At 40.7% G+C, this 14,013-nt stretch carries 12 protein-coding genes; 2 read left to right on the forward strand and 10 right to left on the reverse strand.

The annotated features are described in order from the left end of the window. Window positions 1-4: 4 nt before the first annotated feature. The 10 genes from lpxD to rimO all read right to left on the reverse strand — a co-directional run bounded on the left by lpxD (window position 5) and on the right by rimO (window position 11,086). Window positions 5-1,075 carry a UDP-3-O-(3-hydroxymyristoyl)glucosamine N-acyltransferase gene (gene lpxD, locus EC846_RS05115; RefSeq protein WP_069579684.1) on the reverse strand — a complete coding sequence of 357 codons (1,071 nt, stop codon included), beginning with the start codon at window positions 1,073-1,075 and terminating at the stop codon, window positions 5-7. Between the two features lie 3 nt (window positions 1,076-1,078). Continuing rightward, complete coding sequence (locus tag EC846_RS05120) at window positions 1,079-1,579, reverse strand: OmpH family outer membrane protein (RefSeq protein ID WP_004772009.1); 501 nt, start codon at window positions 1,577-1,579, stop codon at window positions 1,079-1,081. 44 nt (window positions 1,580-1,623) lie between these two features. Then, window positions 1,624-4,155 (reverse strand): outer membrane protein assembly factor BamA, encoded by a 2,532-nt coding sequence (gene bamA / locus EC846_RS05125; RefSeq protein ID WP_123774430.1) that lies wholly within the window; start codon window positions 4,153-4,155, stop codon window positions 1,624-1,626. A 34-nt stretch (window positions 4,156-4,189) separates the two neighbouring features. Further along, a complete protein-coding gene (gene rseP / locus EC846_RS05130) occupies window positions 4,190-5,545 on the reverse strand; it encodes an RIP metalloprotease RseP (RefSeq protein ID WP_123774431.1) in 1,356 nt (451 codons plus the stop codon). A 5-nt stretch (window positions 5,546-5,550) separates the two neighbouring features. Next, window positions 5,551-6,747, reverse strand: coding sequence for a 1-deoxy-D-xylulose-5-phosphate reductoisomerase (gene ispC, locus EC846_RS05135; protein ID WP_123774432.1), 1,197 nt, complete (start codon window positions 6,745-6,747; stop codon window positions 5,551-5,553). After that, the gene (locus EC846_RS05140; protein ID WP_123774433.1) at window positions 6,748-7,572 is read right to left on the reverse strand and encodes a phosphatidate cytidylyltransferase; all 825 of its coding nucleotides are present in this window, start codon (window positions 7,570-7,572) and stop codon (window positions 6,748-6,750) included. Between the two features lie 2 nt (window positions 7,573-7,574). After that, window positions 7,575-8,324, reverse strand: a complete 750-nt coding sequence (gene uppS, locus EC846_RS05145) for a polyprenyl diphosphate synthase (RefSeq protein ID WP_005257328.1) — start codon at window positions 8,322-8,324, stop codon at window positions 7,575-7,577. Window positions 8,325-8,329: 5 nt separating this feature from the next. Continuing rightward, window positions 8,330-8,884 (reverse strand): ribosome recycling factor, encoded by a 555-nt coding sequence (gene frr, locus EC846_RS05150; protein WP_004653307.1) that lies wholly within the window; start codon window positions 8,882-8,884, stop codon window positions 8,330-8,332. Between the two features lie 77 nt (window positions 8,885-8,961). Continuing rightward, the gene (gene pyrH, locus EC846_RS05155; protein ID WP_004772000.1) at window positions 8,962-9,690 is read right to left on the reverse strand and encodes a UMP kinase; all 729 of its coding nucleotides are present in this window, start codon (window positions 9,688-9,690) and stop codon (window positions 8,962-8,964) included. 52 nt (window positions 9,691-9,742) lie between these two features. Beyond that, a complete protein-coding gene (rimO, locus tag EC846_RS05160; RefSeq protein WP_005230215.1) occupies window positions 9,743-11,086 on the reverse strand; it encodes a 30S ribosomal protein S12 methylthiotransferase RimO in 1,344 nt (447 codons plus the stop codon). A gap of 328 nt (window positions 11,087-11,414) precedes the next feature. On the opposite strand from rimO, the gene glnL reads away from it, so the two are divergent. Further along, a complete protein-coding gene (gene glnL / locus EC846_RS05165; protein ID WP_123774434.1) occupies window positions 11,415-12,524 on the forward strand; it encodes a nitrogen regulation protein NR(II) in 1,110 nt (369 codons plus the stop codon). Further along, on the forward strand, window positions 12,511-14,004 hold the full coding sequence (gene glnG, locus EC846_RS05170) for a nitrogen regulation protein NR(I) (RefSeq protein WP_004771997.1): 1,494 nt from the start codon (window positions 12,511-12,513) through the stop codon (window positions 14,002-14,004). The genes glnL and glnG overlap by 14 nt, the downstream gene beginning before the upstream one ends. Window positions 14,005-14,013: the final 9 nt, after the last annotated feature.

Raw genomic sequence — 14,013 nt, forward strand, 5'->3', positions numbered from 1 at the left:
TAAATTATTTACGTAACTTAAAGGTTGATTCAAGGGACTCTAATTGAGCTTGCATATGATCAAGCCTTTTAGTGATTTGGGTCAATGGCACATCTGCTAATTGTCTGAGACGTACAATCGTCTTTTTCCAGTGACTATTTTCAAAAAGTCCCATGCCAGAAGAATACGTTCCAGCCTCAGAAATATTTCTTGTGACCATTGACATTGCAGTAAGTGTCACATTATCTGCAATTGTAAGGTGTCCAACCACCCCTGACGCACCACCTAGAATACAGTTTTTGCCAATCCGGGCACTCCCTGCGATCCCACAATTTGCAGCGATGGCCGTATTTTCACCAATGTGCACATTGTGAGCAACTTGCACAAGGTTATCAATAATGACACCATCTTCTAGAATTGTGTCATCCAGTGCACCGCGATCAATACTACAATTTGATCCAATTCGAACATCATTTCCGATACGAACCGAGCCCAGTTGTGCAATACGGTGCCACTTACCCTGATACGGTGCAAAACCAAAACCTTCTGTACCAATAACAGTATTGGCATGAATACGCACACGATCTTTCAGTTTTGCAGCACCTGTAATCGTCACATGCGCATCAATAAAACAGTCTTTACCAATTTCGACTTCATCATCAACAAAAGCATGTGCCTGAATAATTGTATTATTACCAACAACACAATTTTCACCAATCACGACATAATGTCCAATATACACATCATCGGCAATCATGGCAGATGGATGAATTTTGGCAGTACTTTCAATGCCGCGTTGAGTAATCTTTTTTTCAAATAAATGCGTTAAAGTCGCAAAAGCTAAATAAGGATTATCGACAACAATAAAATTTTGTTTATTGATCAGTTGTGATTTAAGTGAAGCTGTGACGATATATACACCCGCATGGCTTGCTTCTGCCTGCGCGAGATATTTGTCGCCATTCACAAAACAGATCTGATTTTCTTGTGCATGTTCTAAACTTGCCAAGCCCGAGATCTGAAAATCTTGTGCACCGAAATACTCACCTTTTACAAGGTGAGCAATCTCTTCTAAACGATAAGTACGTCTATTCATTGATTATTTAATTGAATTAACCTTTTGAATCATTTTATCAGTTAAATCATACTGAGCGTCAGAGGCAATCGTAGAATTTTTATTCAAAATGAAGTCTAAGTTGTTCTCTTTACGCAATTGTTCAGCAGCTTGCTTCACACGTGTTTCAAAAGTTGTATTCATTGCCTGCAAACTAGACTGAACTTTGGTTTGTAAACCTTGCTGAGTTGAGTTGAATTCACTCAGTTTTGACTGATATTGAGCAGTTAACTTTTGAATATCAGCCTGATTCATTTTCTGGCCTTCAGTCTGTGCTTTTTGTTGCAAAGACTCTAACTCTTTACCCAATTGCTCAAGACGAGTTGAAGTCGGTTTTACTGACTGGCTCAAGCTTGCATTTTGTTGCTTGAGATAAGTACTGCTTTCTACAACTTTAGCCAAATCTACTACAGCCAAGCCAGCAGCATTTACTGTTGCAGAAACCGTTAAACCCAAACCCAACATCAGCTTTGTTAATGTTTTCATTATTGCATCCTTTATATATCTTACAGCGCTAAGCAAGGCCGTACTTAGAAAGTACGACCGATTTCGAATTGGATAGATTTAGTATCATCGCCTGGCTTATCATTTAACGGATATGCATAGCTCAGTGACAATGGACCAATCATGGTAATCCATGTAAAGCCGACACCCACGCTATAGCGCATATTGCCAAAATCAAACTTGTAGTTGTCATTACAGTATTGCTTGATGTCGATATCCGCACCATTCATTCGCATTTTTCCAGTTGGGACATCACATTTGGTATCAAATACTTGTGCGCCTTCTGCGAACAACACTGGACGAACCTGACGTGTCCAGTCGCCTTTAAATGGTAAAGGTAAAGCCAGTTCTGTACCAAACTGAACTAAAGCATTACCACCGACTTCCTCTGGATCTGGATCGTTCTTATTAGTTTCCTGGAAAATAACACTTGGATATTTTGGTCCAAGAGTACTGTTGTCATAACCACGTACCGAACCATAACCACCTGCATAGAAGTTTTTATAGAACGGTAAATCGTTACCGTAACCTAATTTACCATAACCACGAAGTACGAATCCGGCACCTAAAGATTTAAAGGCTTGCGCATCATAAGTCATCTTTTGATAGTCAACATCACTACCCGGTAAACCAATTTCTAGACCCACACGATGAGACATACCCGAGGTAGGGAAAATTGGTCGATTGAGTGTGTTATAAGACCAACCAAGATTTAACATATAGGTTAAGAAAGTACCTTCGAAAGCACTTTCATAAGTATCGTAACCACCTTTACATTTCGGCAAACCATTTTCGTCTAGTATTAACTCACCAGTCTCTGGATTTTTTTCATATTCGTCACTTAAACAACGCTGAGCAGAACTTGTCGCTTTACCACCATTCGCTTTTAAATAGTCACGAATATAAGTTGAAACGCTTGGACCTGTACGAACCTTAGTCTGGTCAATACCCAAAGATGCACTTAAACTCTGATTTTCATCAATTGGATAACCAAAACTTAAACTACCACCAATACTATCCGTCACATAGTTGTTAACGTTATAGTCTTTATTTAACTTGGTTTTACGGTAGTAAACGTTATAACCACGACTTACACCATCAATGGTGAAGTATGGATCTGTCACACTTAAGTTATAGTAATCTTGAGTTTCTGAACGAGACAAATCAATCGCTACACGATTACCTGTACCCATAAAGTTGGTTTGACTTAAACCTGCTTGGAAAGTTACACCACCATTTTGTGAGTAACCCACCGCAAGTGTCGTTGTACCTGAATGCTGCTCTTCAACATTCACGTTCAAATCGACTTCGTCTGGAGAGTTTGGTACCCGAACAGGTTTTACATCAACCGTTTTAAAGAAACCGGTACGCTCTAAACGAACTTTAGAAAGATCGATTTTCTCATTACTTGCTAATGCACCTTCCATCTGACGCATTTCACGACGTAAAACTTCATCTGCAGTTTTACTGTTACCTGTAAAGTTGATACGACGTACAGTCACTTGCTGACCTGGATTAATATAATAATTCAGGTTAACAATGCCAGTTTCATTGTTGATTTCAGGTACGACATTTACTTCAGCGTAGTAATAACCTGCATTACCATATTTACGAAGCAAAAGTTGTTTAACTGCATTTACTTTTTCTTGCGAATAAGTTTCACCATCTTTATAAAGCTTAAGCGCTGTTAGCTCTTCTGGTTTATAAAGTGCATCACCCAAGAATTTGGTTTCACCAAACTTGAACTGGCTACCTTCATCTACTGAAACTTCGATAAAGATGTGCTTTTTATCTTCACTGATGTTCAGTTGTGAATTGATAATATTAAAGTTGATATAACCTTTGTTTAAGTACAAAGCACGTAAAGCTTCCAGACTGGCCGCCATTTTTTCACGTGCATAGCGGTCATTACGGGTAACGACAGATGCCCAGCCGCTTTCTTTCACTGCAAAAGCTTGCTTGATATCGCTATCACTAAAGACTGTATTACCGATGATATTAATATCAAATACTTTAGCAGCCGTACCTTCGTTGAAGTTTAGCTTTAATTCAACACGGTTATTTGGACGCGCAACTGTTTCAACCGAAACATCAGCATCATAACGACCTTGCTGGGTGTATTGTTGCTCAAGCTCAGTTTCAATAATCTGTAATGCAGATTTTTTGAAAACTTCGCCTTCCGCAATACCCATTTTCTTTAAGCCTTGCTCTAAGGCTTCTTTTGGAATCAGTTTATTACCTTTGAATTCCAGCTTTGAAATGACTGGACGTTCAACAACTTTAAAGACCAAAACATTATTTTCTTTATAGGTTTTGATGTCATCAAATAAGCCAGAAGCATATAAAGTACGGATTGCCTCAGCAATCATAGGATCACTTACTCTATCGCCACTATTTATTGGTAACATAGAATAGATACTTGCAGGTGTTAAACGCACTAAGCCATCAATTCGTATATCTTGTGCAAGAAACTCATCTGCAGCGTATGCTTGTTGTACCACTGCCATCGCACTAACCAGTGCCAAAGGCATTAATAAATGTGTGTGACGCATGCCCATATATTTTCCAGTAAGTTAAATTCCATTTGCGTTGTTATAAACGCATGAAGTCGTTAAATAAAGCCAAAAGCATCATGCTACCGAGCAGTACCATACCAACTTTTAGACCAAACATCTGTATTTGTTCAGAAACAGGTTTACCACGAATTGCTTCGATAAAGTAATACACCAAGTGACCACCATCAAGCATCGGAATCGGTAATAAATTCAAAATCCCTAAGCTGACACTCATCAAAGCCATGAAGGAGATAAACGTTTGCCACCCCATTTCAGCACTTTGACCAGCCACTTTCGCAATCGTGATTGGGCCAGATAAGTTATCCAGTCCAATTAAACCGCGCACCATCTTGATAATAGAGTTAAAAATCATGCTTGAGAGCTGAGTGGTCTTATCCACCGCGACACCCAAAGCTTCAATCGGTGAATATTGAATGGTTTGTTTGTATTCATTTGGAATCGTGATTTTACCTGCATCACTCTTCACCCCAAGCACGCCCGTGGTATTGCCCATATTGTCGCGTTGACCTTGAGGCATGACTTGCAAATGCACAACCTGACCTTCGCGTAATACATCAATATTCAGCAACTTTTCTGGAGAGCTTTGAACCACATCAACCACATCAAACCAGTCTTTCATTGCAACATTATCAATTGCAATGATCTGATCGCCCACTTTCACGCCTTGACGCACTGCCGCACCATCTGCACTGAGTTCTTTCACTTTAGCAGGAATCACTGGACGGTAAGGCAAGAAACCCAATACATCCAATGGAGACTGACTTTGATCTTTAAGGAAATCTTTAATCGGTAAAGTAAATTGTTTCTCAGTCCCCGCACGATCAACAATAATCGAGACTTTCCCTGTTTCACCAACACGATTTACCAGAGCATAATTCAATTTTTCCCATGTTGGCGTTGTTTGTCCGTCAACATTGATAATCTTGTCACCCACTTTCAAGTCAACTTGTGCAGCAGGTGTATTTGGCATCACTTTACCAATACGTGTATTCAGTTGTTCTTGCGCAGGAAGGAACAAAATCCAGAACAGAAATACTGCAAAAAACAGGTTAATCAATGGTCCCGCAGCAACAATTGCAATACGTTTCCATGGAGATTGTCGGTTAAATGCATAAGGTAAATCTTGCTCTGCAACATTGCCTTCACGCTCGTCCAGCATCTTGACATAGCCACCCAGTGGCAAAGCAGAAAGCTGATATTGGATACCTGATTTTTTAGACTGCCATTTCAATAATGTTGGCCCAAAACCAATCGAATAAACCAGAACTTTAACGCCTAATCTACGCGCGACCCAATAATGACCAAATTCATGAATTGCGATCAGAGGACCAAGCAATAAAATCGCTGCAACAATCATAAATAGTGCATTCATACGATTTAGCCTCCTTTTCTCACAATATACTTTTCTGCAATCTGTCTAGCGATCATATCAGTCTGTAAAATGATGTCTATGTTTTCTGCTTTAGCATTTTGTACAGCTTGCAAAGTATGATCGACCACTTGAGGAATCTCGGTGAATCGGATTTTTTGCTTCAAAAACGCAGCAACTGCAATTTCATTTGCTGCATTTAATACTGTAGGTGCCAAACCACCTGCACGCATTGCCTGACGCGCCAAGTCCAATGCTGGAAACTTAACAATATCTGGTTGCTGAAAATTCAATTGAGCTGTCTCAAATAAATCAAGTGCAGGAACATCTGTTGCCAACCGTTTAGGCCAAGCTAATGCATGCGCAATTGGCGTACACATATCTGGGTTACCCATTTGTGCCAAAGTTGATCCATCCACATATTGCACCATGGAATGAATGATACTTTGTGGGTGAACAACAACTGTAACAAAATGTTCTGATATTGAAAACAAATGGCAAGCTTCGATCAATTCCAGACCTTTATTCATTAAGGTCGCCGAATCAACCGAGATTTTTTGTCCCATTGACCAGTTTGGGTGCTTGCATGCCTGTTGCGGTGTAACATCATGCAATTGTGCCAAGGAATGGTTGAGAAAAGGCCCACCTGATGCAGTCAGCAAAATACGAGACACACCCAATTGTGGCTGCCCTGTTCTTTCTGCATTGAGATAGTCGTGTGGTAGAGACTGGAAAATCGCATTATGTTCAGAATCAACTGGCAACAATAATGCATTATGCTCGCGTGCCGCCTGCATCATGATGTCGCCCGACATCACTAATGATTCTTTGTTGGCTAATAAAACACGCTTACCTGCTTTTACTGCTGCAAGCGTGGGTAACAAACCTGCCGCACCAACAATGGCCGCCATGACGATATCAACGTCAGCATGCTCAGCAATTGCAATTAAGCCAGCCTCATCTGTGAGGATTTCAATATTTTTTAAATTTTCTTGATTTAAACGTTGTTGTAACTCAAATGCTTTTTCATTCGGCACAACAACTACTTTTGGATGATGTTTTTTACAAATTTCTAAAAGTTCATCTAAACGACTATATGCAGAGACTGCAAATACGGTGTATTGGTCTGGGTGTTGTTCCAATACTTTTAAAGTACTTTGACCAATTGAACCAGTAACACCCAATATACAAACAGCTTGAGTCATTTAAAGATCTACACCAATAAGTTTTAATATATACATACCTGTTGCAAAAATCGGTGCAGCAGCAAGTAAAGAATCAATACGATCTAGCACACCACCATGTCCCGGCAGTACACGTCCAGAATCTTTAATTCCAGCACGGCGCTTAATCATGGATTCAAACAAGTCACCCAGCACTGATGCAAACACAGTAATGATCGAAAGAATTAAGAATAAGATTAGCTGTATTGTGGTTAAGTTTAAATAGAAATATTGCACAACCAGCATAATGATAACCGTTGTCGCAATACCGCCATATAAACCTTCCACTGATTTATTCGGGCTAACAGAAGGTGCAAGTTTTTTCTTACCAAACTTACGACCAACAAAATAAGCACCACTATCCGCTCCCCAAACCAGCAGGAACAAATACATCAGCCACCACGGTGAGCTATGCCAAACGGCATAAAGTGAAGTTACCGCAGCAGAAATCAGGATAAATCCGATGATATAGAGGGATGGATTGTACCAATTGTCCGATTCAGGATAATTCTTGACCCAATAGATGCTGCCCAACCATGTGAGAATTGATGCTGCCCAAAGTAAAAGAGCAACATCATCAAAAAATAATGCAAGTGTTGATACTGCTGCAACACAGCCACCATATACCCAAGCCTTCGGCTTTGAAACAGCGGTTACACTACGTGGCATAAGCTTAAACCATTCGTAGCCTGCAACCCCCGCAGCTAAAATCATAAGCATAAACATTGGATAATGTGATTGCGTTGCAAACATGCAACTTAAAACAACAGCAACTAACACCAATGCGGTAATAATCCGCTCTAACATTATTAATTCTCTATTTTCGCTTGTTGAATCTGTTCTGATGTCTTGCCAAAGCGTCGTTCACGTCCTGAAAAAACACGAAAGGCATGATCTAGCTCTTCTATGGTAAATTCTGGCCATAAAGTATCGGTAAAATACAATTCTGCATAGGCAGCTTGCCAGAGTAAGAAGTTAGACAAACGATAATCCCCACCTGTACGGATCAATAAATCAACAGCTGGAAGATCATTTAGACTGACATATTTATCAAATAAATCAACATTTATCTGATCTGCTTGAAGCTTTCCTGCAAGCGCATCCTGAGCAATCATTTTCGCAGCTTGGGCCATATCCCACATTCCACCATAACTAATCGCAATGGTCAGTGTCATAGAGCTGTAGGCTGCTGTTTTTTGCTCGGCATATTGCATCAAATCACGCAATTCATTAGACAACCGAGAACGGTCACCAATAAAACGTAGTGCAATATTGAACTTTTCCATACGCGGCAGTTGCTCATGAATTGTTTCTTCCAACAATTTCATTAACAAATCAACTTCGTATTGGGGACGGTTCCAGTTTTCGCTTGAAAATGCAAAAACGGTTAAAGCGCGAATGCCAACTTTCTTGCAATGCTCGACAATCGGATCCAAGACATTTTTGCCTTCACGATGCCCATCACCTTTTTGCATTTGATTTTTTTTGGCAAAACGATTGTTGCCATCCATAATGATGGCAACATGTTGAGGAAGAAGCTGTTCTTCTTGCGAGGTCATAAAAATCAGACCTTCATCAATTCTGCTTCTTTTGCTGCAAGACGTTTATCAACCTCTGCAACATATTTATCAGTGATTTTCTGAATATCATCTGATGCACGACGATCATCATCTTCAGAAATTTCTTTTTCTTTCAATAATGCTTTGAGATCACCTAATACATCACGACGAATGTTACGAATCGCAACTTTGGCATTTTCAGCTTCAGCACGCGCAACTTTTTGCATATCACGACGAGTTTCTTCTGTTAACGCAGCCATTGGTACACGGATTGCATCAGCAGTAATAGGGTTCAAGCCCAAACCTGCTTCACGAATCGCTTTATCGATCGCAGCAACCATTGAACGTTCAAATGGTTGAACCAACAGCGTACGTGAATCTTCAAGCCCGATATTTGCGACTTGATTCAACGGAACATCAGAGCCGTAGTAAGAAACCATCACACCATTTAAAATAGATGGGTGCGCACGACCTGTACGAACTTTGGCAAAGCCCAACTCTAAAGAGTCAAGCGACTTCTGCATGCGCTGTTCGCTATCTTGTTTGAGATCGTTAATCATATGATCTTCCTTACTTATTCATTAGGTATTACAGAATATTTAAACATTAGTATAAAGAGCTTTATGGCTCACGTACATTAATTCGTAACGTGAGTACCCTCTTTTTCGCCCATTACCACAGAAAGTAATGCACCAGATTTGTTCATATCAAAAACTTGTAATGGCACATTGTGATCACGACATAAACAAATTGCCGTAAGATCCATCACGCCAAGCTTTTCATCAAGTACTTGATCGAAAGTTAAATTGTCATATTTAACCGCATCATCGTATTTGCTTGGATCTTTGTTATAAACGCCATCAACTTTGGTCGCTTTCAAGATCAGGTTCGCTTCGATCTCGATACCACGCAAGCAAGCTGCGGTATCTGTAGTAAAGAATGGGTTGCCTGTACCAGCAACAAAGACACACACTTCACCTTGGCTTAAATGACGGATCGCATCGCGGCTTGAGTATGGTTCAACAACCGTACCAATCGACAATGCTGACATTAAACGTGTTTTGATATTACGGCGCACCAATGCATCACGCATTGCCAAACCGTTCATCACAGTCGCCAACATGCCCATCTGGTCGCCTGTTACACGTCCAACCAGACCGTCTTTTTGTAGCTGGCTACCGCGGTATAAGTTACCACCACCAACAACGATACCCACTTGCACACCCAAACCTACCAAGTGAGCAATTGAAAGTGACATTTGATCTAATACTTGGGCATCGATACCCATATCTTTATTACCTGCTAAAGCTTCACCAGAAAGCTTTAGCAAAATTCGTGCATAACGTGGATTTTTAGAAGCTGACATACTTTTACTCCAAACCGACCAATCTCAAAATTTTCTTAAATTTAATTCAACATCAAGCAGATTTAATCTGGATTAACTTTGCAAATAAATCGTATTCATCTGCATCGGTAATTTCGACTTCAAGCAAATCACCTGCTTTAATCACGCTCTTATCGATATCTTCCACAAAAACGTTGCCATCAATTTCTGGCGCATCTGCATAAGAACGGGCAACAGCAACTGGGAATTCATCTTCCAGACTATCAACCAGCACCGTCATTTTCTGACCAATACGCTTTTGTAGTTTTGCTGCTGAAATGGCTTGTTGCACTTCCATGAAGCGTTCATAACGCTCTTGTTTGATCTCTTCTGGCACATGATCAGGAAGATCGTTTGCAGTTGCACCTTCAACTGGTGAATAGGTAAAGCAGCCGACACGATCTAACTGCGCTTCTTTTAACCATTCCAGCAAAATTTGGAAATCTTCTTCAGTTTCACCAGGGAAACCTACCACGAATGTTGAACGAATCACCAATTCAGGGCATTTTTCACGCCACAATTTAAGGCGCTCTAAGGTATTTTCACTATGAGCTGGTCGCTTCATCAATTTTAAGATGCGCGGACTGGCATGCTGAAAAGGAATATCTAAATATGGCAGGATTTTGCCCTGCGCCATCAAATCAATCGCAGCATCAACGTGTGGATATGGATAAACGTAATGTAAACGCACCCAGATGCCTAACTGACCGAGGGCTTCACACATGTCATAGAATTTGGTTTTAACAGGCTGACCATTCCAGAAATCCAGCTTATATTTGGTATCTACACCATAAGCAGAGGTATCCTGAGAAATAACCAGAATTTCTTTTACACCGGCACGTTTTAATGCAGCAGCTTCATCCAGCACTTTTCCGACTGGACGAGACACAAGGTCGCCACGCATACTTGGGATAATGCAGAATGTACAACGGTGATTACAGCCTTCCGAGATTTTTAAATAAGCATAATGCTTCGGTGTTAAACGAACACCTTGCTCAGGGACTAAATCAATAAATGGGTTGTGTTTTGGCGGTGCTGGTACATATTCATGTACTGCTTCCATTACATCTTGATAGGCTGCTGCACCTGTAACTTTAAGAACATTTGGGTGCATCTGGCGAATTTTGTCTTCGTCTTTACCTAAACAGCCTGTAACGATGACTCGGCCATTTTCGCTCATGGCTTCGCCAATCGCGTCTAAAGACTCTTGTACTGCAGATTCAATAAAACCACAGGTATTTACAACGACCAGATCCGCACCATCATAATCTGATGCAACTTGATAACCTTCAGTCTTTAACTGAGTTAAAATTCGTTCAGAATCTACCAATGCCTTAGGACAACCTAAAGATACAAAACCGACTTTGGGGGTCTTCATGAATCTGCGCTCCACTTGAATCGGCGTATTGTATGACTTTTCTTGGCTTACGCATAGCTGCAAAGCCATCTCTTTGTGTAATGCACCAAAATACGACCAAAATTTTAAATAAAATCCAAAAGCGCACTATTTTGGAACATAATAATTTATTGAAATCACTGCATGTATGTGAAAAATACTGCATAAATTCCTTTTTTTAGAATTAAGTTGTTGAAATTTCATTAATACAAAGTTGGCTTGTATTTTGCATAAAGTACATTTTAGAAGTTAATGGCTATTCATTAAAATTTATATTTATTGCGCCATTTTAAAACAGGATGATTCACAAATGGATCAACAGAACATTATCGACTATCGGCTCTTAGTAGATAATTTGAGCACTGCCATTTTACTGGTCGATAGTCAGCTTAATATTTTTTATTTAAATTCTGCTTGTGAAGCATTATTTGATATCAGTTTGCTGCGTGCATCGGGTCAGCCTGTTCTTAACTTGTTACATGCACACGACGACACATTCAACACACATGAAGCTTTATTAAACACTTTGGAAAGTGGACAACACTACACCCGTCGCGAAGCGGTCATCAATGTTAACTTTAAAGCGATTCATGTTGACTATACCGCTTCTCAACTGAATGCGGGCAAAAGCTATCACCCTCTTTTATTGATTGAACTCAACCCGATTGACCGTATGTTGAAAATTTCAAAAGAAGAGAATCTGGTGCAACAGCACCAAGTGGCTCGTCAGTTGGTGCGTGGTGTTGCACATGAAATTAAAAACCCGTTAGCTGGTATCCGTGGTGCGACTCAATTACTGGCACGTAGTTTAAATGATGATCGTTATGGTGAATTTACCGACATTATTATTAGTGAAGTCGATCGTTTGACCAATCTGGCGGATACGATGCTCGGCTCACGTCAATTACCGAGCTATGAACATGTCAATGTACATGAACCACTGGAACGTGTTCGCTCGTTAATTGCCAACCAGACAAAAAAGAAAATCAAGATTACCCGCGATTATGACCTTTCATTACCCGATGTCATGGCAGATCGCGATCAACTGATTCAGGTCATGCTCAATATTAGCGTCAATGCCGTACAAGCCATGACCGAAAATAAAGACTTTTTTACCGACTCAGAACCAGAGCTCATGTTGAGAACCCGCATCCAGCGTCTAGTCACGATTAATGGTGTGTTGAATCGATCAACCGTGCGTATTGATATTGAAGACAATGGCCCTGGAGTTCCTGAAAGTATTCTGGAATCAGTTTTCTATCCTTTAGTCACAGGACGCGCCAAAGGTACAGGACTGGGACTCAGTATTGCTCAAAATATTATGCATCAACATAACGGAATGATTGAATGTCAATCAGTTCCAGGAAAAACCGTATTTAGCTTATATCTACCTTGGGAGTTAAACCATGTCACGAAATAAAATTTGGGTAATAGATGACGATCGTGCCATGCGTTGGGTACTGGAAAAGACCTTTAAAGAAGAAGGTTTCGATGTCACCAACTTTGAAGAAGCCCAAACTGCGCTTGAACGCTTACATGAGGATGCACCAGATGTCATTCTGACGGACATTCGTATGCCCGGGATTGATGGCTTAACTTTCCTTTCTAAAGTGAAGAATACTCATCCTGACTTACCTGTCATTATTATGACCGCACACTCAGATTTAGAGTCTGCTGTCTCAAGTTATCAAACAGGTGCATTTGAATATTTACCGAAGCCTTTTGATATTGATGAAGCATTAGCGCTGGTTAATCGTGCAATTTTGCATATTAATAAGTTACAGCAACAAGAAGCCACCAAAGCAGCTTCTCCATTACAGTCGACTGAAATCATCGGTGAATCGCCTGCCATGCAGGAAGTTTTCCGTGCCATCGGTCGCTTGTCACAATCGCATATTACCGTATTGATTAATGGTGAATCGGGTACAGGTAAAGAGTTAGTCGCTCATGCCTTACATAAGCATTCACCTCGACGCGCCAAACCGTTTATTGCGCTGAATATGGCGGCGATTCCAAAAGACTTGATCGAAACTGAACTATTTGGTCATGAAAAAGGTGCATTTACAGGTGCGAATACGCAACATCAGGGGCGTTTTGAACAAGCCAATGGCGGTACTTTATTCCTTGATGAAATCGGTGATATGCCCTTTGAAACCCAAACACGTTTACTTCGTGTTCTGGCAGATGGTGAATTCTATCGTGTGGGTGGGCATATTCCCGTTAAGGTGGATGTACGTATCGTTGCGGCAACCCATCAAGATCTTGAGAAATTAGTCAATGAAGGCCGTTTCCGTGAAGACCTTTATCATCGTTTGAATGTGATTCGAATTCACATTCCAAAACTGTCTCACCGTAGCGAAGACATCCCAATGCTGGCACAGCATTTCTTGGCACGTGCAGGTAAAGAGCTTGGTGTCAGTCCAAAAATCTTACGTACTGAAACCACTGATTATATGCAGCAACTCCCTTGGCCCGGAAATGTTCGTCAATTAGAGAATACTTGTCGTTGGTTAACAGTGATGATCACGGGACGTGAGGTTTATCCTGAAGACCTACCTGCTGAACTGAAACAAGCCTCTGTCCAAAAGACAAGTGATAGTCAAGCAGCATCAAATACCAGTCCTGCTTTAGTTGAACGTATCGCAGTTCATCATTGGGATGAGTTATTAGGTCAATGGGCAATCCAGAAACTTAAAAATGGCGAAATGAAGATTCTTGATATCGCCACTCCAATGTTTGAACGTACGCTGATTAATGCAGCCCTACAACAAACGCGCGGCCGTAAACGTCATGCAGCTGAACTTTTAGGCTGGGGCCGTAATACCCTGACTCGGAAATTGAAAGAACTGGGTATGGACTCGACAGATGACGATGAAGAGGAAGAAAGCCGCTCTGCTTAAATAACACCA

It is taken from the genome of Acinetobacter sp. BIGb0102, assembly GCF_003815055.1.
Classification (GTDB): Bacteria; Pseudomonadota; Gammaproteobacteria; order Pseudomonadales; family Moraxellaceae; genus Acinetobacter; species Acinetobacter vivianii.

Excerpts from the sequence above, each read along its gene's own strand:
- lpxD (WP_069579684.1), bottom strand. The coding sequence starts at position 1,075 with ATGAATAGACGTACTTATCGTTTAGAAGAGATTGCTCACCTTGTAAAA.
- EC846_RS05120 (WP_004772009.1), bottom strand. The coding sequence starts at position 1,579 with ATGAAAACATTAACAAAGCTGATGTTGGGTTTGGGTTTAACGGTTTCT.
- bamA (WP_123774430.1), bottom strand. The coding sequence starts at position 4,155 with ATGGGCATGCGTCACACACATTTATTAATGCCTTTGGCACTGGTTAGT.
- rseP (WP_123774431.1), bottom strand. The coding sequence starts at position 5,545 with ATGAATGCACTATTTATGATTGTTGCAGCGATTTTATTGCTTGGTCCT.
- ispC (WP_123774432.1), bottom strand. The coding sequence starts at position 6,747 with ATGACTCAAGCTGTTTGTATATTGGGTGTTACTGGTTCAATTGGTCAA.
- EC846_RS05140 (WP_123774433.1), bottom strand. The coding sequence starts at position 7,572 with ATGTTAGAGCGGATTATTACCGCATTGGTGTTAGTTGCTGTTGTTTTA.
- uppS (WP_005257328.1), bottom strand. The coding sequence starts at position 8,324 with ATGACCTCGCAAGAAGAACAGCTTCTTCCTCAACATGTTGCCATCATT.
- frr (WP_004653307.1), bottom strand. The coding sequence starts at position 8,884 with ATGATTAACGATCTCAAACAAGATAGCGAACAGCGCATGCAGAAGTCG.
- pyrH (WP_004772000.1), bottom strand. The coding sequence starts at position 9,690 with ATGTCAGCTTCTAAAAATCCACGTTATGCACGAATTTTGCTAAAGCTT.
- rimO (WP_005230215.1), bottom strand. The coding sequence starts at position 11,086 with ATGAAGACCCCCAAAGTCGGTTTTGTATCTTTAGGTTGTCCTAAGGCA.
- glnL (WP_123774434.1), top strand. The coding sequence starts at position 11,415 with ATGGATCAACAGAACATTATCGACTATCGGCTCTTAGTAGATAATTTG.
- glnG (WP_004771997.1), top strand. The coding sequence starts at position 12,511 with ATGTCACGAAATAAAATTTGGGTAATAGATGACGATCGTGCCATGCGT.